The sequence below is a fragment of the Achromobacter pestifer genome (assembly GCF_013267355.1).
GTDB classification, from domain to species: Bacteria; Pseudomonadota; Gammaproteobacteria; order Burkholderiales; family Burkholderiaceae_B; genus Achromobacter; species Achromobacter pestifer_A.
The window spans coordinates 3,032,078-3,050,886 of the sequence record NZ_CP053985.1; the positions used below are offsets into that span (position 1 = coordinate 3,032,078).

Consider the following 18,809-nt stretch of genomic DNA (forward strand, 5'->3'; position numbering starts at 1 on the left):
GTAGTGCGAGTTTCGGCGCCAAAAATGAAAGACACCGTTCCATCTTCGTCGGTAATTGCTGCCGCGCTTACCGCGAATGCTTGCTGCTCCAGTACACATCCGACACGCCCAGCTGCAGATTCACGTAGCGGGCCAACACGAACATCAGATCCGCGAGCCGGTTGAGGTACTGTCGCACCGTCGGGTTAATGCCGTCGGTGCAGGGCAGTGCGCCGCTGCTTATTGAGCGGAATGCCGCTCAAGGCGCGCTGCGCCGATACAGCGCCAGCGTCCCGGCCAGCCCGATCAGCAGCCCCCCGCAGACGCGGTTCAGCCAGCGCAGGCCGGCGCCCTGGAAGGCGCGCACCATTTGCGCGCCCAGCGCCGCATAGGCCAGCATCACGGCGATGTTCATCAGCGCCATGACGCCGGCCAGCACGGCGTACTGCGCCAGCAGGGGCGCGGCCGGATTGATGAACTGGGGCAGGAAGGCGGACATGAACAGCAGCGCCTTGGGGTTGGTCAGCGCCACGGCGAAGCTGCGCAGGCCCAGCGCCAGGCCGGCCGGACGCCGGGCGTCCGGCTGGGCGGCGGGCATGACCAGCGCGGCGTCCGAGCGCAGCATTTTCCAGCCCAGGTAGGCCAGATAGGCCGCGCCCACCCATTTGATGAGCTGGAATGCGATTTCGGAGGCCGCCAGCACCACGCCCAGGCCCGAGGCCACCGCGGCGATCAGGACCAGGTCGGCCAGCACCGCGCCGGCCATGCCCCAGCAGGCGGCGCGCACGCCGTGGCGCGAACCGTTGTTCATGGCGAGCAGGACGGTGGGGCCTGGCGTGATGATGGTGACGGCCGAGGCCAGGATGAAGAGCAGCAGGGTGGCAAGGGTCATGAGGGGCTCCGTGGCTGGGGCCAGTGTGCCGTGGCGGCCGCGGTTCGTCCAGGTCCGGCTACCATAGCGGTCTTATCTCCTGAATTTGCACCATGTCCACGCGTTCCGACTCCCCCAATCTGGCCCCTCCGCTGTCCTCCGTCCTGCTTTCCAGCGCGGAGGTGGTCGAGGGCGTGCTGGACGGCCGCTCCCTGACCGACGCGCTGGCCGACGTGGAATCGTCCCTGCGGCCCGCCACGCAGGCCGTGTCGTTCCATGCGATGCGCTATCTGGGCTGGGCCGACGCCGTGGGCCGCGAGATGGTGCAGCGCTATCCCAGCGTGCTGTTTGAATCCCTGTTGCTGGTCTCGCTGACCCTGCTGAAGGAAGAGGGCGATGCCGCGGCGGCCCTGCCGGGCATGCCGGTCTACGCGGCGCACACGGTGGTGGACCAGGCGGTGACGGCCGCGTCCCGCAGCCGCGCCCTGGCCTCCTTCAAGGGCATGCTCAACGCCTGCCTGCGCCGCTTCCTGCGGGAACGCGCGGCGCTCGAAGCCGCGGTCGCCAACAGTCCCGAAGCCCAATGGAACCATCCCGGCTGGTGGGTCAAGCAGCTGAGCGTGGCCTATCCGCAGGAATGGCGCGAGATCCTGGCCGCGGCCAACCTGCCCGCGCCGCTGACCCTGCGCGTCAACCGCCGCCGCGCCAGCCGCGAGCAGGTGCTGGCCGCCTTCCAGGCCGCCGGCCTCGCGGCCGAGCCCGTGGGCCAGTCCGGCCTGGTGCTGGCCACGCCCAAGCCGGTCACGCAATTGCCCGGCTTCGCCGAGGGGTGGTGGTCGGTGCAGGACGCCGGCGCGCAATTGGCGGCCGAGCTGCTGGCGCCCGCCGACGGCATGCGGGTGCTGGACGCCTGCTCGGCCCCGGGCGGCAAGACCGCCCATCTGCTGGAGCTGGCCGATATCGACCTGCTGGCCCTGGATGCCGACGCCGGCCGGCTGGCCCGCGTCGGGCAGAACCTGGACCGGCTGGGCCTGGCAAGCGATCGTGTCCAGTTGCAAGCGGCTGATGCCGCGGATCTGGATGCCTGGTGGGACGGCAAGCCATTCGACGCCGTGCTGGCCGACGTGCCCTGCACGGCCTCGGGCATCGTGCGCCGCCACCCCGACATCCGCTGGCTGCGGCGCGAGAACGACGTGCGCCGCACGGCCACCCTGCAGGCCAGCATCCTGGACGCGCTCTGGCGCACCGTGGCGCCCGGCGGCCGGCTGCTCTACGTGACCTGCTCGATTTTCCCGATCGAGGGTACGCGCCAGGCGCTGGAGTTCATGCAGCGCCACCCCGACGCGCAGCGCCTGGAGGCGCCCGGGCAATTGCTGCCTGTTGCGGTCGATGCAACACCTGCGGCCCAGCACGATGGGTTTTTCTACGCCCTGTTTGCCAAGCAGTCCTGAATCGCCAAGAATAGGGGGCATGACGTAGTTCTGGTGCCGTATGTCCATTATTCCGCGCTTATTTCTCGGGTTGTTGCTCGTATCTGCCTTGCTTTCCTTCGTGCCGGGCGGGCAGGCGCATGGGGCCGAACCCAAGGTCTCCGAAGTTCGCCCGGCGGTGCGCGACGGCAAGCTGGAAATCGACGCGGACATCGAGTTCGAACTGAACCAGCAACTGCGGGACGCGGCCCAGCGCGGGGTTCCGCTCTACTTCACAGCTGATCTCAATATCAACCGTGAGCGCTGGTGGTGGTTCGACAAATCCCTGGTCGACACCTCCCGCACCTGGCGCATCATCTACAACGCCCTGACCCGGCAATGGCGGGTCGGCGTGGGTGAGCTGAGCTTCCCGGTCGCCTCCCTGGACGACGCCATGGGCGTCATCCGCCACATCCGCAACTGGCCGGTGGGTGACGCCGACGAGTTCGACGCGGGCGTGCTTTACGGCGGCCAGTTGCGCTTGCGCCTGGATACTTCGCTGTTGCCGCGGCCCTTCCAGGTCAACGCCTTGAACAGCAGTTCGTGGGTGCAGGCGACGCCCTGGCTGGACTTCACCTTCGTGCTCAGCGACAAGGAGAAAGACCCATCATGAGGCTTTTGCTTCGGCTGGCCCTGATGGTTGGCGCCGCGAGCGGCCTGGCATTGCTGGGCCTGCTGGCGTGGTCCACCGGCAATGCCTCGCGCTTTGCGCGCTACTACGACACGCTGCTGGTGCTGAACGGCATTTTCGCGCTGGCGCTCTTTGTCTGGGTGGTGGCGCTGACCGTGCGGCTGGCCCGCCAGATCCGGCGGCGCCAGTTCGGCGCGAGGCTCACGGCCCGGTTTTCCCTGGCCTTCGCCCTGATCGGCGTGGTGCCCGGCGCCCTGATCTACACCGTGTCGGTGCAGTTCATGTCGCGCTCGATCGAATCCTGGTTCAACGTGCGGGTGGACACGGCGCTGGAAGCGGGCCTGAACCTGGGCCGCGCCGCGCTGGACTCGCTGCTGGCCGATCTGGACGCCCGCGCGCGCTCCATGGCCGTGGAGCTGAACCGCAACTCCGATAGCGGCGTAACGCTGGCCTTGACGCGGCTGCGCGAGGCCAATGGCGTGCAGGAAGCCATGGTCTTCACCGGCAGCGGGCGCATGGTCGCGTTCTCCACCAGCCAGTACGGCCAGTTGCTGCCGGCGATGCCGCCATCCACGGTCATGAACCAGCTGCGGCTGGCGCGCGGCTATTCCGCCGCCGAAGCCGATGACCCTGTCACGCCTGGCGCCGAGGGCGGCTTGCATCTGCGGGTGGTGATCCCGCTGACGGGTCCCGACCGCTACGACAATCTGCTGGGACCGGCGTCCGAGCCGCGCTGGCTGCAGCTGTTGCAGCCCGTGCCCGAGCAGATCGCCCACAACGCCAATCTGGTGCAGCAGGGCTTTCGCGACTACCAGGAGCTGGCGCTGTCGCGGCTGGGCCTGCGCAAGCTGTACGGCATCACTCTGACGCTGGCCCTGCTGCTGGCGGCCTTCGGCGCCATCGCGGTGGCGCTGTCGCTGTCCAAGCGGCTGGTGCGCCCGCTGCTCAGCCTGGCGGGCGGCACCCAGGCCGTGGGCGTGGGCGACTACCGGCCCCTGCCCGAACCGCCGGAGCGCGACGAAGTCGGCCAGCTCACGCGCTCGTTCAACGCCATGACGCGCCAGCTCGACGAGGCCCGCCGCATGGTCGAGAGCAACCGGCAGCAGCTGGAACGCTCCAACGTCTACCTGGAAAGCGTGTTGTCGAACCTGTCCTCCGGGGTGTTGGTGTTCGACGAATCGTTCCGCGTCACGACCGTCAACCAGGGCGCCCAGACCATCCTGGGCGCGGATTTGCGCTCGGTGATCGGCCGTCCGCTGGAGACGGTGGGCGGCATGCTGGAGTTCGCCAACATCGTCCGGCAGGCGTTTTCCGCCCATGCCGCGGTGGGTTCCGAGCGCCAGCACTGGCAGCAGCAATTCGAAATCGCTCCGGGCCAGGGCGAGGGGCCCGCGGGAGCGCAGCCCTTGACCCTGCTGGCGCGCGGCACGCATCTGCGCGTGGACGGGCGCGGCAACGGCTATCTGGTGGTGTTCGACGACATCACCGAGGTGATCTCGGCCAACCGGACCGTGGCCTGGGGCGAGGTCGCGCGCCGCCTGGCGCACGAGATCAAGAACCCGCTGACGCCGATCCAGCTGTCGGCCGAGCGCCTGGCCATGAAGCTGGAGGGCAAGCTGCCCCCCGCCGAGGCGCAGATCGTGGAAAGGTCCACCAATACCATCGTCAACCAGGTGGCGTCGCTCAAGCAGATGGTGGACGACTTCCGCGAATACGCCCGCACGCCGCCGGCCGTGATGCAGCGCATCGATTTCAACGCCCTGGTGGCGGACGTGCTGTCGCTGTATGGCTGGGAGCCCGAAGGCGGCTCGCCGCGCCTGGCCGAGAAGGCCTTGAACCTGGACGTGACGCTGGCGCCGGACCTGCCTCTCATCGAGGGGGATCCCACCCAGTTGCGCCAGGTGATCCACAACCTGATGTCCAATGCCCGCGACGCCATCGCCGAGCAGGGTGGACTAGGGCGGGTCAGCGTGACCACGCAGCTCATGCGCAGCGAGCAGCCCGACCGGGCGGCCCATCAGGCGCTCAGATTCACGGTCGCCGACACCGGGCCGGGCTTTCCGCCCCAGGTCATGCAGCGCGCGTTCGAGCCCTACGTCACCACCAAGTCCCACGGGACTGGGTTAGGATTGGCAATCGTACGCAAGATCGTGGAAGAACACGGCGGGCGTATCGACCTTGCCAACCGCAAGGAAGGAGGCGCGCGGATCTCGATCTTGTTGACCCGGCTGGCTTCCGAGGCCGATACAATAGACGCGACCGCGCAAGCAAAGGATAATGCGGCTACGCAATAGGTGGATGCTTTATGGCCAGAATTCTGGTGGTTGACGACGAAGTCGGTATACGCGAGCTTTTGTCGGAAATCCTATACGACGAAGGACACACGGTCGAGTTGGCTGAAAACGCGGCGCAAGCGCGCGCGGCACGCTTGCGCATGCGCCCCGATCTGGTGTTGCTGGACATCTGGATGCCCGACACCGATGGCGTCAGCCTGCTCAAGGAGTGGGGCTCGCAAGGCCTGCTGGACATGCCCGTGATCATGATGAGCGGCCACGCCACCATCGACACGGCGGTCGAGGCCACGCGCATCGGCGCCATGGATTTCCTCGAAAAGCCGATCACGCTGCAGCGTCTGCTGAAGACCGTCGCAGCCGGCCTGGCCCGCGGCCGCGCGCCGCACCCGGCGCCCGCCGCCGCGCATCCGGCCGCGTCCAACGCCGCCGTGGCGCTGGAAGACGAACTGGACCCCCCGGTCCTGGCCGCCGCGCCCGCCAACGAAGTCCCGGTCACCTCCAACGGCCAGTTGGGCAGCATCTCGCTGGACCAGCCGCTGCGCGAGGCCCGCGACGAATTCGAGCGCATCTACTTTGAATACCACCTGGTCCGCGAAAGCCACAGCATGACCCGCGTGTCGGAACGCACGGGGCTGGAACGCACCCACCTGTACCGCAAGCTCAAGCAATTGGGCATCGAGTCCGCCCGCAAGCGGAGCTCATGAAGATCCTGATCATGGGCGCTGGTCGCGTAGGCACCAGCGTGGCCGAGAACCTGGTGTCCGAAGAGAACGACATCACGGTGATCGATTCGGATCCTGTCCAGCTCCAATACCTGCAAGAACACTTCGACCTGCGCGTCGTCCATGGCGACGGCTCGCAGGTATCGGTGCTGGAGGCCGCCGGCGCCGCCGACACCGACCTGCTGATCGCCTGTGCGGCCTTGGATTCGGCCAATATGGTGGCCTGCAAGATCGCGCGCCAGCTGTTCAACATTCCCCGCCGCATCGCCCGCATCCGCTCGGTCGAGTTCGCCGAACACCCGGAACTCATGAGCGAAGAGGGCTTCTGCATCGACGCCCTGATCAGCCCCGAGCGCAGCGTCACCACCTATCTGCACAGCCTGATCGAGTTCCCCGAAGCCCTGCAGGTGGTGGAATTCGCCGAAGGCCGGGTCAGCGTCGTGACCGTGCGGGTCGGGGCGGGCAGCCCGATGGCCCATTCCCCGGTCGACAAGCTGCGCGACGTCTGGCCCGACGTGAAGGCGCGCGTCATCGACGTGCTGCGCGGCGGCCGGCCGCTGCGGGCCGGCAGCGGCACCGTCATCGCCCCGGGCGACGAGGTGGTGCTGGTGGTGGACTCGCGCGACGCGCGCCGCGCGGTGCGGCAGCTGCGCGAGGCCGAGCGCGCCGTGCGCCGCGTGATGATCGCGGGCGGCGGCAATATCGGCCTGCGCCTGGCGCGCCAGCTGGCCGAGGAAAAATACAGCGTCCGCATCATCGAGCGCGACCAGAAGCGCTGCGAATACCTGGCGACCCAGTTGCCCGACAGCGTGCTGGTCCTGCACGGCAGCGGCACCGACGAAGCGCTGCTGGAACGCGAGAACATCGAGGACATGGACACGTGGCTGGCGCTGACCAGCGACGACGAGGACAACATCATGTCCTCGCTGCTGGCCAAGCGTCTGGGCGCCCGCAAGGTGATCGCGCTGATCAACCGCCAGGCCTACGGTGAACTGATGCAGGGCAGCCATATCGACATCGCCGTGTCGCCGTCCCAGGCCACCATGAGCGAGCTGCTGCGCCACGTGCGCCGCGGCGACGTGGCCGCCGTGCACCGGCTGCGCCAGGGCGTGGCGGAAGCGCTGGAGGCCATCGCCCACGGCGACCGCTCCACCTCCAAGGTGGTGGGCCGCGCGGTCGGGCAAATCAGCCTGCCCAAGGGCGCCAGCATCGGCGCCCTGGTGCGGGAAGACGAAATCATCCTGCCGGACGCCGATACCGTGATCGAATCCGACGACCACGTCATTGTCTTCGTGCCCTCGCGCCGGCAGATGCCGCGCGTGGAAAAGCTGTTCCAAGTCTCGGCGTCCTTCTTCTGATGCGCGCCGCCTCCCTCCTTCTGCGCGGGCCGCGCGCGGCCGGATAGCTCCATGAAGCGCGTCCTGGGCACCCTCTACATCCTGGGTCTGACGATGGTGATGTTCGCTCTCACCATGTTGATCCCGCTGATCGTCGCCTACGTGGGCGGCGACGGCGCGCGCGAGGCCTTCCTGGACGGCTTCCTGATTTCGGTGGGCATAGGCGGCGGCCTGGCCGCGGTGACGCGCCGCGCCCGTTGCGAGTTGCGCGCGCGCGATGGCTTCGTGCTGGTGTCGGCCGTGTGGGCGGGCCTGCCCCTGCTGGCCGCGATCCCGCTGCTGCTCTACTTCCACGGCGCCGGGCTGCCGCTGTCGTTCACCAGCGCCTATTTCGAGGCCATGTCGGGCCTGACCACCACCGGCGCCACGGTCCTGACCAACCTGGACACGCTGCCCGCGTCGATCAACCTGTGGCGGGCCACGCTGATCTGGATCGGCGGCATGGGCATCCTGGTGCTGGCTGTGGCCATCCTGCCCTTGCTCGGGGTGGGCGGGCACCAGGTGGTGCGGGCGGAAACGCCTGGACCCATGAAGGACGAACGGCTCACGCCCCGCATCGCCAGCACCGCCAAGGCGCTGTACGCGGTCTATTTCGTGTTCTCCATCCTCTGCTTCCTGGCCTATCGGGCGGTCGGCCTGTCGTGGTTCGAGGCCTGGTGCCACATGGCCACCACCATGGGGCTGGGCGGTTTTTCGACCTGGGACGACGGCTTCGCCCATTTCGATTCGGTGGCGGTGGAAATGGTGGCGATGGTGTTCATGCTGATCGCCGGCATCAACTTTGCCACCCATTTCAATGCTTTCCGCCAGCGCAGCGGGCGCGCCTACCTGCGGTGTCCGGAGGCGATTCCCTACCTGGTCGTGGTGCTGGGGGTCGGGCTGGTCATATCCGTGTTCCTGTTCCTGAAGGGGGTCTACGACGATCCGCTGCAGGCGCTGCGCTACGGCATGTTCAACACGATTTCCATGGCAACCACCACGGGTTACGCCAATACCGATTTCGCGCAATGGCCCCTGTTTGCACCGCTGACGATGCTGCTGCTGTCGGGCTTCGCCACGTCGGCCGGGTCTACCGGGGGCGGCATCAAGATGATCCGGGCGATCCTGCTGGTCAAGCAGGCCCGCAATGAGCTGGTAACAATGTTGCATCCGCATGCGGTCAGCCCGGTGCGCATCAACGGGCGGGCGGTCGAGACCCGCACCATGTCGTCGGTGCTGGCCTTCATGCTGTTTTACGGTCTTTCCATCGCCGTTTTCACCAGCCTGCTGCTGCTGTCGGGCCTGGACCCGATCACGGCTTTCTCGGCGGTTTTCGCCAGCATCAACAACACCGGTCCCGGCCTGGGCCCGGTCGGCCCCATGGGCAACTTCGCTGTCTTGTCCGATTTCCAGATCTGGGTCTGCACCTTCGCGATGCTGATCGGGCGCCTGGAATTGCTGACCGTGCTGGTGCTGTTCACGCCTATTTTTTGGCGGAAATAGACTAGGGATAACCCTATAAAGGGTTGTCCCATCCCCTCTCGAAAGCCCCTTCCACGCTGGCTATCCGGCCGCTGCGGGCCGGGAGCCCGCGCCGTTTCTATGCCGTGAGCGCTCGCTCACTTTCCTTCACAGGGAAAAACCGATTGCTTCGTGATGTTGCACATAAATGTCACGATTTTCCATCTTCTTGCCACAAAACAGCGGCTATCATGCGTGCACAAGCTGCCGTCTAGTGCCCCCCGGGATGTTGCCGGGCTTCAAGGTCGAACGGCGCACACCCTCATCAAACATTCAGAAAGGAGTCCGAGATGGAACAGATCCCGTTCATTTCGTCGGCCCCCAACACCCTGGGCATCGAGCTCGAGCTGCAACTGATAGACCCGCGCAGTTTTGACCTGACCGCAGCCTCGGACGAGCTGCTGGCCCAAATGGCCAACCACCCCATCGCCGACCGCGTTAAACCGGAAATCACGCGGTCCATGATCGAACTGAATTCCTCGGTGCACGAGCACCCCATGGGCTTGCTGGCCGAGATGCGCGAGATGCGCGACGCCCTGATCGAAGCGGCGGACGCCGTGGGCGTGTCGGTGGCCGGCGGCGGCGCCCATCCCTTCATGCGCTGGCAGGAACGTTCCATTTCGGACACCCCGCGCTTCCAGTACCTGGCCGAAATGTACGGTTACCTGGCGCGTCAATTTACGGTCTTCGGCCAGCACATCCACCTGGGCGTCAAAAGCGGCGACGATTCCATCAAACTGTTGCGCCGCCTGTCGCCCTATGTGCCGCATTTCATCGCGCTGTCGGCCTCCTCGCCGTATTGCGAGGGCGTGGATACCCTGTTCTCGTGCTCGCGCCTGAACGCGGTCAACAGCTTCCCGCTGGCCGGCCACATGCCGCCCGAAGTGAAGGACTGGTACCAGTTCGAGGCGCATCTGGCGCAGCTGCGGGCCTACGGCCTGGCCGAGAGCATCAAGGACTTGTACTGGGACATCCGCCCCAAGCCGGAATTCGGCACGGTCGAGATCCGCGTGTGCGACACGCCGCTGACGGTCGAGCGGGCTTGCCAGCTGGCGGCTTTCGCCCAGGCCCTGGCGGTGCTGCTGATGCGCGAGGGCGATCCTGGCGACGGCGCCTGGCTGTCCTACCGCAGCAACCACTTCCAGGCTTGCCGCTTCGGTCTGCAGGGCAGCTACGTGACGCCTGACGGCCAGCGCCTGCGCCTGATGGATCATTTGCGCAACCTGTTCCAGCGCCTGATGCCGGTGGCCGAAGAACTGGGCACGGGCGACATGATCGCCGCCCTGCGCGATGAATCCATGCGCAGCGGCAATGATTCCCGCTGGCTGCGCAGCCAGTTCCATCGCTTGCGCGACCTGCCGCTGGTGGTCGAAGCCATGTCGAACGCATGGCGCGGCGTGGCCGCGCCTGGCGTAGGGCCCGCGGAACCGACGGCAGTCCTGAGGCGGCGCATCCGGGCGACTTCTGAACCCATGTCGGCCTTGCCGGCTTCCGAGCCCGGGGTCAGCGTGCCGCTGCCGGAACGGCTGCACTAGGCGGGACGGCCGGCGCTCGCAAAGCGCTGGCTCTGCCGGTCAGCCGCGTTCCGCCCCGATCAGGGCGTGCGGTGCCGGCCGCCGATTGCGCTGACCGACAACCGGGTTTCGCCGGCCGTGTTGCGATGCGCGGCGGCCCGCCAGGCGTGGCCGTAGGCGACTTCGATGCTCAGGACGATCAGGCCGTCGGGCCTGCGCTGCGCTTCCAGCGCGGCGCAGAGGCGGTCGCGCCAGTCGCGGCCGACCAGGCCGCCGCGCCGGCCTTCGGCGGGATTGCCGCCCAGCGCGCGCACGTCCTGCAGCAGTTTTTCGGGGCTGCGGTAGGTCAGGGTCAGGATCTCCTGGTCCATGACCGGGTCGGCGAAGCCGTTTTCCACCAGCAGGTCGCCGAAATCATGCATGTCCACGAAGGACGGCGTGGCCGTACGCAGCCCGGCATCGTCCAGGGCCTGGCGCAGCTCGCGCAGCGTGGCCGGTCCCAGACAGGAGAACATCGCCAGCCCGCCCACTTTGAGAATGCGCCGCCATTCCGCCAGCACGGCGTGCGGGGCGCGGTGCCAGTGCATGGCCAGGTTGGACCACACCAGTTCCAGCGATTCGGGCGCCAGGCCGCTAGCCGCCAGGTCGGCATTGATGAAGGCCGGAGCGGCCGGGCCGCGGCGCGCCAGCTTGCCGATCCAGGCCGACAGGCCGCCGGGGGCGTGGCGCTTGCGCGCCTGCTCCAGCAGCGGTTCGCAGTTGTCCAGGCCGGTATAGGCGGCGTCGGGATAGCGTTCGCGCAGCAGCGGCAGGTTGTCTCCCGCGCCACAGCCGGCGTCCAGCATCGCCTGGGGCTGGGCCCGGATGTATTGCAGGCGGCCCAGCATGCGGCGGGCGACTTCCCCGTACAGGAACTGAGCCTCGGCCAGGTCGCCGCGGCGGGCGAATTGCCGGGGCACGTCGGCGCTGACGAGGGGCAGGGTGGGGAGCGTTGCGGATTCTGGCAGGGACATTTCGGTCGCACCCGCGTCTATATCGCGGGCGGATCATGGTTTCATGAGGGATGGCATCCATTATTGCGCATCCCGGCCGCGGCTTCCGATTGTCCCTACGGGCCATGGGGCGGTGGCTGCTGTCGCGGGTCGGCTGCGACTGCCCGCTGTGCGGCGCCCGCGTGGCGGGGGCGCGGCTTTGTGCCGGCTGCGAGGCTGACATCTGCGAGGCCCCGCCACGCTGCCCGCGTTGCGCGTTACGGCTGCGCCTGGACGCGCCGCATTGCGCCGCCTGCTTGGGCGCGCCACGGGCGTTTTCACGCACGCTCGCCGCCTTCGACTACGCGCCACCCGCCGATACCCTGATCCTGACGCTGAAGACCCGGCTGCGGCTCAGCATGGCGCCCGTGCTGGCCCGGCTGATCGCCGCCGCCGTGGCCCGCGGCGGCCCTCTGCCGGATGGCGCCTTGCTGGTCGCCATTCCTGCCAGCCGCGCGTCCCTGCGCCAGCGCGGCATGAATCCGGCGGGCGAGATCGCGCGCAGTCTGGCGGCCGAGCTGGGGCTGCCGCTGGCGCGCGGCCTGTTGAGGCGGCGCCGCGAGACGCCCAGGCAGACCGCGCAGGGCCGCCATGCGCGCCGGCGCGGCGCGCAAAACCTGTTTTATTGCGTGGGCGACCTGCGCGGCCGGCCGCTGCTGTTGGTGGACGACGTCATGACCACCGGCAGCACCGCCAACGCGGCGGCCGCCGCGTTGCTGGCCGCGGGGGCCGCGGACGTCACGGTGCTGGTGGCCGCGCGCACGCCTTGAGCCGGCCTGCAGGCAAATCGGCGACAATTCCCGGTGTGCGGCGAACTTCCCGCCGCAAGCCGTCCCGAGTCCCTAGCGCCATGTTCCACGTCATCCTCGTCTGCCCTGAAATCCCTCCCAATACCGGCAACGCCATCCGCCTGTGCGCCAATACGGGTGCGCAGCTGCATCTGGTACGCCCCTTGGGCTTCGAACTCGACGACGCGCGCATGCGCCGCGCCGGGTTGGACTACCACGAATGGCAGCCGGTCCGGGTGCATGACTCGCTGGAGGAGGCTCTGGCCGATACCGGCGCCGCGCCGTCCAGTATCTACGCGCTGACCACGCACGCGCAGCGCAGCGTGGCGGATATCGGCTTCAAGCCGGGCGACGTGTTCGTGTTCGGCCGTGAAACGGCCGGGCTGTCGGAGGAACATCAGGCGATGTTCCCGCCCCAGCAGCGCCTGCGCCTGCCGATGCGCGCAGGCCAGCGCAGCCTGAACCTGTCCAATGCCGTCGCGGTGACAGTGTTCGAGGCCTGGCGGCAGCAGGGGTATGAAGGGGGAGTGTGACGGGGGCGCGCTGAATCCGGCGCGCATGGCCCGTCACTGCGGCGTCGCTATCAATCCAGCGACAGATTCAGCTTTTCGATCACCTGGTCCCAGCGCGCCTTTTCGTTCTTGATGCGGGCGGTCAGGGCTTCGGGCGTGGACGGCGCGGGCGTGAAGTACTGCAGCGCCAACTGCTTGCGCACCGCGTCGCTGCCGATGATGCGCGCCAGCTCGCTGTTGAGCCGTTCGACGATGGGCGTGGGCGTGCCGGCCGGAACCAGCACGGCGTTCCAGGAAATGGCTTCAAAATCCGGATAGCCCTGGGACGCCATCGTCGGCACGCCGGGCAGCGCCTCGCTGGGCTGCAGGCTGGTCACGGCCAGCAGCTTCACCTTGCCGTCGCGCGCCTGGGGCACGGCGATGGCCGGCACCATGAAGCCGGCCTGGACGTCGCCGCCGATGATGGCCGAGATGACCTGCGGGAAGCCGGAATAGGGGATGTGCGCCAGGTCCACGCCCGCGCTTTCCTTGAACATTTCCATCGCCAGGTGGGCCGAGCTGCCCGGGCCGACGGAGCCGTAGTTCAGCGAATTGCCGCGGCCCTTCACCAGCGCGACGAAATCCTTGACGTTATCGACCTTCAGGCTGCTGGGCACGACTAGCACGTTGGGGCTGGTGCCCACCAGCGAAACCGGTTGCAGGTCGCGCAGCGGATCGTAGCCCAGCGTCTTCTTGTACAGCGTGGGCGCGGTCACCAGCGGGCCGTTGATCGTGTAGAGCAGCGTATAGCCGTCCGGCTTGGCCTGCGACACGATGCGGGTACCGATATTGCCGCCGGCGCCCGGCTTGTTGTCGATCACGATGGGCTGGCCCAGCGCCTGGGACAACGGTTCCGAAATCGTGCGCGCCAGGATGTCGGGCGATGAGCCTGGCGGGAAGGGCACGACCATGTGGATCGGACGGTCGGGCCAGTCGGCATGGGCGGCGGCCGGCAGGATGGCGGCCAGGCTCAGGCACAGGCCGCGTAGCAGCGGGCCGACCCGGAACTTGCGGGCTTGCGTCATGAAGGATGTCTCCTCGGGGTTGTGCGTGGTGTTTGTTATTGGGCGGATCAGTCGGGCTGGCGCTCCGGCGCCGCGTCCGGCTGGCCGCCGCCTTCCCCGCTTTCGTAGCGGGCGTCGCGCGCCAGCAGGGCGGACACGGCCGTCATGGGGGCCACGCCATCGAACAGCACGGCGCAGACGGCTTCGGTGATCGGCAGTTCGACCCCGATGGCGCGGGCGCGGTCCAGCGCGGCGCGCGCGCAGCGCACGCCTTCGGCCGTGATGCCGCTGGCCAGGATGTCGGCCAGCTTGCGGCCGGCGCCGATCTCCAGGCCCACGCGGCGGTTGCGCGACAGCTCGCCCGTCGCGGTCAGCACCAGGTCGCCCAGGCCGGTCAGCCCGGCGAAGGTCTCGGCCTGGGCGCCCAGCGCCACGCCGAAGCGGGTCATCTCGGCCAGGCCTCGGGTGATCAGCGCGGCGCGGGCATTGGTGCCCAGGGCCAGGCCGTCGCCAATGCCGCAGGCGACGGCGATCACGTTCTTCAGCGCGCCGCCCACTTCCACGCCGACCAGGTCGGTGCTGGCATACACGCGCAGCGCCGCGCCATGGAAGGCGGCGGTGGTGGCCTCGCGCAAGGCGGGGCTGTCGCTGGCCACGGTCAGCGCCACCGGCAGGCCCTGCGCGACTTCGCGCGCGAACGAGGGGCCCGACAATGCGCCGCCAGTGGCGCCAGGCAGGGCCTCGCGCATGATTTCGTGGGGCAGCCTGGCCGTGTCGGCTTCAAAGCCCTTGCACGTCCAGACGATGGGGGTGTCCTGCAGTCCCAGCGCGGGCAGGCGGCGGGAAAGTTCGCCGCAGATGGCGGTCAGGCCGGCCACGGGCACGCCCAGCACAATCAGGCGTCGTGCGCCATCTTCTTGCAGGCTGCGCAGCGTGGCGTCGAGATCGGAAGAAATATTCAGCGCCTGGGGCAGCGCGATGCCAGGCAGGTAGCGCGCGTTTTCGTGCGAGGCGGCCATGTCGGCCGCCTGCGCGGCGTCGCGCGCCCAGAGTACGGTGGCGTGGCGGCGGCTGGCGGCCGCCGCCAGCGCGGTGCCCCAACTTCCCGCACCCAGGACGGCAACGCGCAGGCGTGGCTTGACGGGATTGTTCATCAGGGGGCGCCGCGGCTTGCTTTACTGGCGGGTCGCGCTGGGGGGCAGGATGATGCCCGAGTCGCTGCCGTTGGCGGAGCTTTGCTGTTGCTGCAGCTCGGCCAGGCGCTGCTCGTACAGGGCCTGGAAGTTCACTTCGGTCAGGTGCAGCGGCGGCATCGAGGTGCGGGTGATCGCATCGGCGATGTTGGCGCGCAGGTACGGGTACAGCATGGTCGGGCAGACGATGCCCAGCAGCGGGTCGAGCTGTTCTTCGGGGATGTTGGCGGCCTCGAAGATGCCGGCCTGCGTGCCTTCGACCAGGTACACGACCTTTTCATTGATGCGGGTGGTGACCGTGACGGTGACCGTGGTTTCGAACACGGTTTCGGCCAGGCGCTGACCGCCCACGGTAATGCTCACCTCGACCTGGGGCGCTTCCTGCTCCAGGAAGACGTGGGGCGCATTCGGCATTTCCAGCGAAAGGTCTTTCAGGTAGACGCGTTGCAGATTGAACGAGGGCGCGTCGTTGCCGCCTTCTTGCTGGGTGTTTTGGTCTTGATCAGCCATGAGTGTTTCCGTTGGTGGGATGGGCAAAAAAGGGGGCGATTAGCTGGCCAGCATGGGGGCAAGGCCACCCGAGCGGTCCAGGGCCATCAGGTCGTCGCAACCGCCGACATGGGTATCGCCGATGAAGATCTGCGGGACGGTGCGCCGGCCGGTGCGTTCGATCATGACCTCGCGCTGGGACGGGTCCCGGTCGATCTGGATGATTTCCAGGTCAGTCACGCCGCGCTGCTCGAGCAAGGTCTTGGCGCGGGCGCAATAGGGACAATAGTCCTTGCTGTACATGACGACTTTATTCATGGGCGCTCCTGTGGGTACAAGAATAGGTAGATGGGGGCGCGGCCCCTGGCTTCAACCCTTCTGGGTCACAGGCAGGCTGGCGGCCGACCAGGCGCGCATGCCGCCGTCCAGCGGCACGACGTCGGCAAAGCCCTGGGCGCGCAGCTTGGCGGCGGCGCGGGCCGAATCGCGGCCATTGTCGCAAACCACGACCAGCGGCTTGTTCTTGGGCAGCGAGGCGGCCTTTTGCTCCAGGTCGGCAGCCGGCACGTTGCGGGCCTGGGCGATGTGGCCGGCCTGGAACTGCTCGGCGGGGCGCACGTCGACCCAGACGGCCTGGCGCTGGTTGACCATCTGGATGGCCTCGGTCGTGCTCACGGCCGAACCGGTGCGGCCCTTGCGCAGGGCGGGGATGGCCAGCATGATGCCGGAGATCACGGCAACGGCGACGATGAAGACGTTGTTTTTATCGATCAAGAATTGCAAAAGGTCCACGGGGCATCCTGAAGTGCGGCGACTAGCCTGGTATAGGCAAACCCTGATGCGCCGCGCCGCGGAAATGGGCGGGTGCGCCGGGGCAAAATCAAGGGCAAAATCGCTCAATTATAAAATGAGCGCATTCTTTCACTTTAACCCGCGTTACAAGCGTCCCAAATCATGCACAAACTCGTTCTGATGCGCCACGGCGAAAGCCAGTGGAATCTGGAAAACCGCTTCACCGGTTGGACCGACGTCGACCTGACCGAGACCGGCCGCGAACAGGCCCGCAAGGCCGGCGAACTGCTCAAGAAAGAAGGCTTTACCTTCGACCTGGCCTACTCGTCGCTGCTCAAGCGCGCCATCCGCACCCTGTGGATCGCCCTGGACGCCATGGACGCCATGTACACCCCGGTCGGCGTGACCTGGCGCCTGAACGAACGCCACTACGGCGCGCTGCAAGGCCTGAACAAGGCGGAAACCGCCGCCAAGTACGGCGACGAGCAGGTGCTGATCTGGCGCCGCGCCTACGCCATCGCCCCGCTGCCGCTGGCGCTGGACGACGAGCGCCATCCGCGTTTCGACAAGCGCTACGCCAAGGTGCCGGCCGACCAGCTGCCCGCCACCGAATGCCTGAAGGACACCGTGGAGCGCGTGCTGCCGTTCTGGAACGAATCCATCGCCCCGGCCATCCGCGCCGGCCGCAATGTCCTGATCGCCGCCCACGGCAACAGCCTGCGCGCCCTGATCAAGCACCTGGACAACGTTTCGGACGAAGACATCGTCAACCTGAACATTCCCACCGGCCAGCCGCTGGTGTACGAATTGGATGATGACCTGCGCCCGATCCGCCACTATTATCTCGGCGATGCCGCCGAGATCGAGGCGGCCATGGCTGCGGTGGCAGCCCAGGGCAAGGCTAAGAAGGACTGATATTCCTATGCGTCGCGCGGCAGGGTTGTTGTTGGCGGTCATGTTGACCGGTGGGGCGCTGTCGGCTCGCGCCGCGCCCAACGACCTTGCCGGCCGCCAGTCCGACGCGGAAAAGCAGCAGGCCGCCTTGCGCGACCGCATCGAGAACCTGCAAAAGGATATCGATGACCGCGAGGCCGCCCGCAAGGAAGCCGCCGACGCGCTCAAGCAGTCCGAGTCGGCCATTTCCAAGATCAACCTGCGCCTGCGGGAGCTGGCCGAGGCTAACCGCCAGGCCCAGGCCGACCTGACCGGCCTGGAAAAGCAGATTGGCACCCAACAGGTCGTGCTGGCCAAGCGCCGCACCGAACTGGCCGAACAGCTGCGCACCCAGTACACCAGCGGCGTGTCGCCCTGGACGGCCCTGCTGTCGGGCGATGATCCCCAGGTGCTGGGGCGCAACCTGGGCTATCTGGATTACGTCTCGCGGGCCCGCGCCGACGCCGTGCAGGCTCTGCGCGAGGACATCGAGCGCCTGGCCGCCCTGCAGGGGCGCGCCGACGCCCGCCGCGCCGAAATCGAAAAAGTCGTGGCCGAAACGTCCGAGCAGAAGACTGCGCTGGTCGGTCAGCAGAAGGAGCGCGCCACGCTGCTGGCGCAGCTGGAAGGGCAGATCGCCGCCCAGCGCACCGAAGCCAACAAGCTGGGACGCGACGATCAGCGCCTGTCGCGGCTCATTACCGATCTGGACGCGGCCATCGCCAAGCAGATCGAGGATGCCCGCCGCGCCGAGGAAGCGCGCAAGCGGGCCGAGGAAGTACGCCGCGCGGAAGAGGCGCGCCGCGCCGCCGAGGAAGCCAAAAAGCGCGCCGACGCCGAGCGCCGCGCCGCCGAGGACGCCCGCAAGAAGGCCGAGGCCGACCGCAAGCTCGCCGCCGATAACGCCAAGCAGGCCGCCGACAACGCCAAGCGCGAGCGCGACGCCCGTGACGCGCGCGATGCGGCCCAGGCGCGCGAGCAGGTCGAAGCCGCCTCGCGCCAGAGCCGCGGTCCCGTGGCCGTGGCCGATCCGGATGCCGCCGGCCTGCGTCCGGCCGACCAGAAGCAGTCCCGCCTGACCACGCCCGAGCCGCCTCAGGCCAAACCCGCGGAACCGCCCAAGAAGGCGGAACCTCCAGAGGAAAAACCCGCTCCAAGCCGTATTGAGCCCGCTCAGCAGACCCAGACCCAGACCGCGCGCGCCGCGCCGGTGGGCGGCGGCAATGGCTTGCGCCATGGGCTGTCCATGCCGGTGCGCGGCCAGGTCCAGGGGCGTTTCGGGGTCGACCGTCCGGACGGCGGCGTATGGCGCGGCGTGGTGCTGCGCGCGGCCGAAGGCACGCCGGTCAAGGTGGTGGCCCCCGGCACGGTGGTCTACGCCGATTGGCTGCGTGGTTTTGGCAACCTCATCATTGTGGATCATGGGCAGCAATACCTGACCGTCTATGCTTACAACCAAAGTCTGCTCAAACGGGTGGGAGATTCGGTGACGGGTGGCGATACTATCGCTACGGTCGGGGCGACCGGCGGCCAAGTGGAATCCGGCCTATACTTTGAAATTCGCCATCGTGGCGCTCCTGTGGATCCGGCACAATGGCTGGCGCAGTAGATTGATGTCGTTGGTAATTACCAAACCCCATCGGCGAAAACA

Annotated in this window: 18 protein-coding genes and 1 pseudogene; 11 read left to right on the forward strand and 8 right to left on the reverse strand. The window is 67.8% G+C overall.

What is annotated here, in order from left to right; genetic code table 11:
- Positions 1–67: 67 nt before the first annotated feature.
- Positions 68–187 (reverse strand): annotated as a pseudogene (locus tag FOC84_RS14725) (cob(I)yrinic acid a,c-diamide adenosyltransferase); the annotation flags it as partial.
- Between the two features lie 51 nt (positions 188–238).
- The gene (locus FOC84_RS14730; RefSeq protein ID WP_173145052.1) at positions 239–871 is read right to left on the reverse strand and encodes a LysE family translocator; all 633 of its coding nucleotides are present in this window, start codon (positions 869–871) and stop codon (positions 239–241) included.
- Positions 872–963: 92 nt separating this feature from the next.
- Here FOC84_RS14730 and rsmB point away from each other — a divergent pair, with 92 nt between their 5' ends.
- The 7 genes from rsmB (at position 964) to FOC84_RS14765 (ending at position 10,398) form a co-directional block, all read left to right on the forward strand.
- Positions 964–2,301, forward strand: coding sequence for a 16S rRNA (cytosine(967)-C(5))-methyltransferase RsmB (rsmB, locus tag FOC84_RS14735; protein WP_173145053.1), 1,338 nt, complete (start codon positions 964–966; stop codon positions 2,299–2,301).
- A gap of 40 nt (positions 2,302–2,341) precedes the next feature.
- Positions 2,342–2,932, forward strand: coding sequence for a DUF4390 domain-containing protein (locus FOC84_RS14740; RefSeq protein WP_173145054.1), 591 nt, complete (start codon positions 2,342–2,344; stop codon positions 2,930–2,932).
- On the forward strand, positions 2,929–5,244 hold the full coding sequence (locus FOC84_RS14745) for a sensor histidine kinase (protein WP_173145055.1): 2,316 nt from the start codon (positions 2,929–2,931) through the stop codon (positions 5,242–5,244). The genes FOC84_RS14740 and FOC84_RS14745 overlap by 4 nt, the downstream gene beginning before the upstream one ends.
- 11 nt (positions 5,245–5,255) lie before the next feature.
- Entirely contained in the window at positions 5,256–5,948 is a 693-nt protein-coding gene (locus tag FOC84_RS14750) for a response regulator (protein WP_173145056.1), read from the forward strand.
- Entirely contained in the window at positions 5,945–7,324 is a 1,380-nt protein-coding gene (gene trkA / locus FOC84_RS14755; protein ID WP_173145057.1) for a Trk system potassium transporter TrkA, read from the forward strand. Before FOC84_RS14750 ends, trkA begins: the two co-directional genes overlap by 4 nt.
- A 51-nt stretch (positions 7,325–7,375) precedes the next feature.
- Positions 7,376–8,845, forward strand: coding sequence for a TrkH family potassium uptake protein (locus FOC84_RS14760; protein ID WP_173145058.1), 1,470 nt, complete (start codon positions 7,376–7,378; stop codon positions 8,843–8,845).
- Positions 8,846–9,153: 308 nt separating this feature from the next.
- A complete protein-coding gene (locus FOC84_RS14765) occupies positions 9,154–10,398 on the forward strand; it encodes a YbdK family carboxylate-amine ligase (protein WP_013396665.1) in 1,245 nt (414 codons plus the stop codon).
- A 59-nt stretch (positions 10,399–10,457) separates the two neighbouring features.
- On the opposite strand, the gene FOC84_RS14770 is transcribed toward FOC84_RS14765, so the two are convergent.
- On the reverse strand, positions 10,458–11,390 hold the full coding sequence (locus tag FOC84_RS14770; protein ID WP_173145059.1) for a methyltransferase domain-containing protein: 933 nt from the start codon (positions 11,388–11,390) through the stop codon (positions 10,458–10,460).
- A 50-nt stretch (positions 11,391–11,440) separates the two neighbouring features.
- On the opposite strand from FOC84_RS14770, the gene FOC84_RS14775 reads away from it, so the two are divergent.
- Both FOC84_RS14775 and FOC84_RS14780 read left to right on the forward strand, forming a co-directional pair.
- Positions 11,441–12,178, forward strand: a complete 738-nt coding sequence (locus FOC84_RS14775) for a ComF family protein (RefSeq protein WP_367949491.1) — start codon at positions 11,441–11,443, stop codon at positions 12,176–12,178.
- An 80-nt stretch (positions 12,179–12,258) separates the two neighbouring features.
- Positions 12,259–12,729, forward strand: coding sequence for a tRNA (cytidine(34)-2'-O)-methyltransferase (locus FOC84_RS14780; RefSeq protein ID WP_173145060.1), 471 nt, complete (start codon positions 12,259–12,261; stop codon positions 12,727–12,729).
- A 50-nt stretch (positions 12,730–12,779) separates the two neighbouring features.
- Here the strand turns inward: FOC84_RS14780 and FOC84_RS14785 are convergent, their stop codons facing one another.
- The 5 genes from FOC84_RS14785 to FOC84_RS14805 are packed head-to-tail and all read right to left on the reverse strand — an operon-like array spanning position 12,780 to position 16,225.
- Complete coding sequence (locus FOC84_RS14785; RefSeq protein ID WP_059378192.1) at positions 12,780–13,772, reverse strand: Bug family tripartite tricarboxylate transporter substrate binding protein; 993 nt, start codon at positions 13,770–13,772, stop codon at positions 12,780–12,782.
- A gap of 47 nt (positions 13,773–13,819) precedes the next feature.
- Positions 13,820–14,905, reverse strand: a complete 1,086-nt coding sequence (locus FOC84_RS14790; protein WP_173145061.1) for an NAD(P)H-dependent glycerol-3-phosphate dehydrogenase — start codon at positions 14,903–14,905, stop codon at positions 13,820–13,822.
- Positions 14,906–14,926: 21 nt separating this feature from the next.
- Complete coding sequence (secB, locus tag FOC84_RS14795; RefSeq protein WP_173145062.1) at positions 14,927–15,454, reverse strand: protein-export chaperone SecB; 528 nt, start codon at positions 15,452–15,454, stop codon at positions 14,927–14,929.
- A 39-nt stretch (positions 15,455–15,493) separates the two neighbouring features.
- Entirely contained in the window at positions 15,494–15,751 is a 258-nt protein-coding gene (gene grxC, locus FOC84_RS14800) for a glutaredoxin 3 (protein WP_173145063.1), read from the reverse strand.
- A 51-nt stretch (positions 15,752–15,802) separates the two neighbouring features.
- Positions 15,803–16,225, reverse strand: coding sequence for a rhodanese-like domain-containing protein (locus tag FOC84_RS14805; protein WP_173145064.1), 423 nt, complete (start codon positions 16,223–16,225; stop codon positions 15,803–15,805).
- 162 nt (positions 16,226–16,387) lie between these two features.
- On the opposite strand from FOC84_RS14805, the gene gpmA reads away from it, so the two are divergent.
- Positions 16,388–17,140 (forward strand): 2,3-diphosphoglycerate-dependent phosphoglycerate mutase, encoded by a 753-nt coding sequence (gene gpmA / locus FOC84_RS14810; protein ID WP_173145065.1) that lies wholly within the window; start codon positions 16,388–16,390, stop codon positions 17,138–17,140.
- A gap of 7 nt (positions 17,141–17,147) precedes the next feature.
- Positions 17,148–18,767 carry a peptidoglycan DD-metalloendopeptidase family protein gene (locus FOC84_RS14815; RefSeq protein WP_173145066.1) on the forward strand — a complete coding sequence of 540 codons (1,620 nt, stop codon included), beginning with the start codon at positions 17,148–17,150 and terminating at the stop codon, positions 18,765–18,767.
- The last annotated feature ends 42 nt before the right edge of the window (positions 18,768–18,809 follow it).

Bases quoted from the DNA above. Each gene is read 5' to 3' on its own strand.
- trkA (WP_173145057.1), top strand. From the start codon at position 5,945: ATGAAGATCCTGATCATGGGCGCTGGTCGCGTAGGCACCAGCGTGGCC.
- FOC84_RS14740 (WP_173145054.1), top strand. From the start codon at position 2,342: ATGTCCATTATTCCGCGCTTATTTCTCGGGTTGTTGCTCGTATCTGCC.
- FOC84_RS14765 (WP_013396665.1), top strand. From the start codon at position 9,154: ATGGAACAGATCCCGTTCATTTCGTCGGCCCCCAACACCCTGGGCATC.
- FOC84_RS14790 (WP_173145061.1), bottom strand. From the start codon at position 14,905: ATGAACAATCCCGTCAAGCCACGCCTGCGCGTTGCCGTCCTGGGTGCG.
- FOC84_RS14775 (WP_367949491.1), top strand. From the start codon at position 11,441: ATGGCATCCATTATTGCGCATCCCGGCCGCGGCTTCCGATTGTCCCTA.
- FOC84_RS14770 (WP_173145059.1), bottom strand. From the start codon at position 11,390: ATGTCCCTGCCAGAATCCGCAACGCTCCCCACCCTGCCCCTCGTCAGC.
- rsmB (WP_173145053.1), top strand. From the start codon at position 964: ATGTCCACGCGTTCCGACTCCCCCAATCTGGCCCCTCCGCTGTCCTCC.
- gpmA (WP_173145065.1), top strand. From the start codon at position 16,388: ATGCACAAACTCGTTCTGATGCGCCACGGCGAAAGCCAGTGGAATCTG.
- FOC84_RS14730 (WP_173145052.1), bottom strand. From the start codon at position 871: ATGACCCTTGCCACCCTGCTGCTCTTCATCCTGGCCTCGGCCGTCACC.
- FOC84_RS14785 (WP_059378192.1), bottom strand. From the start codon at position 13,772: ATGACGCAAGCCCGCAAGTTCCGGGTCGGCCCGCTGCTACGCGGCCTG.
- FOC84_RS14745 (WP_173145055.1), top strand. From the start codon at position 2,929: ATGAGGCTTTTGCTTCGGCTGGCCCTGATGGTTGGCGCCGCGAGCGGC.
- secB (WP_173145062.1), bottom strand. From the start codon at position 15,454: ATGGCTGATCAAGACCAAAACACCCAGCAAGAAGGCGGCAACGACGCG.
- FOC84_RS14780 (WP_173145060.1), top strand. From the start codon at position 12,259: ATGTTCCACGTCATCCTCGTCTGCCCTGAAATCCCTCCCAATACCGGC.
- FOC84_RS14815 (WP_173145066.1), top strand. From the start codon at position 17,148: ATGCGTCGCGCGGCAGGGTTGTTGTTGGCGGTCATGTTGACCGGTGGG.
- grxC (WP_173145063.1), bottom strand. From the start codon at position 15,751: ATGAATAAAGTCGTCATGTACAGCAAGGACTATTGTCCCTATTGCGCC.
- FOC84_RS14760 (WP_173145058.1), top strand. From the start codon at position 7,376: ATGAAGCGCGTCCTGGGCACCCTCTACATCCTGGGTCTGACGATGGTG.
- FOC84_RS14750 (WP_173145056.1), top strand. From the start codon at position 5,256: ATGGCCAGAATTCTGGTGGTTGACGACGAAGTCGGTATACGCGAGCTT.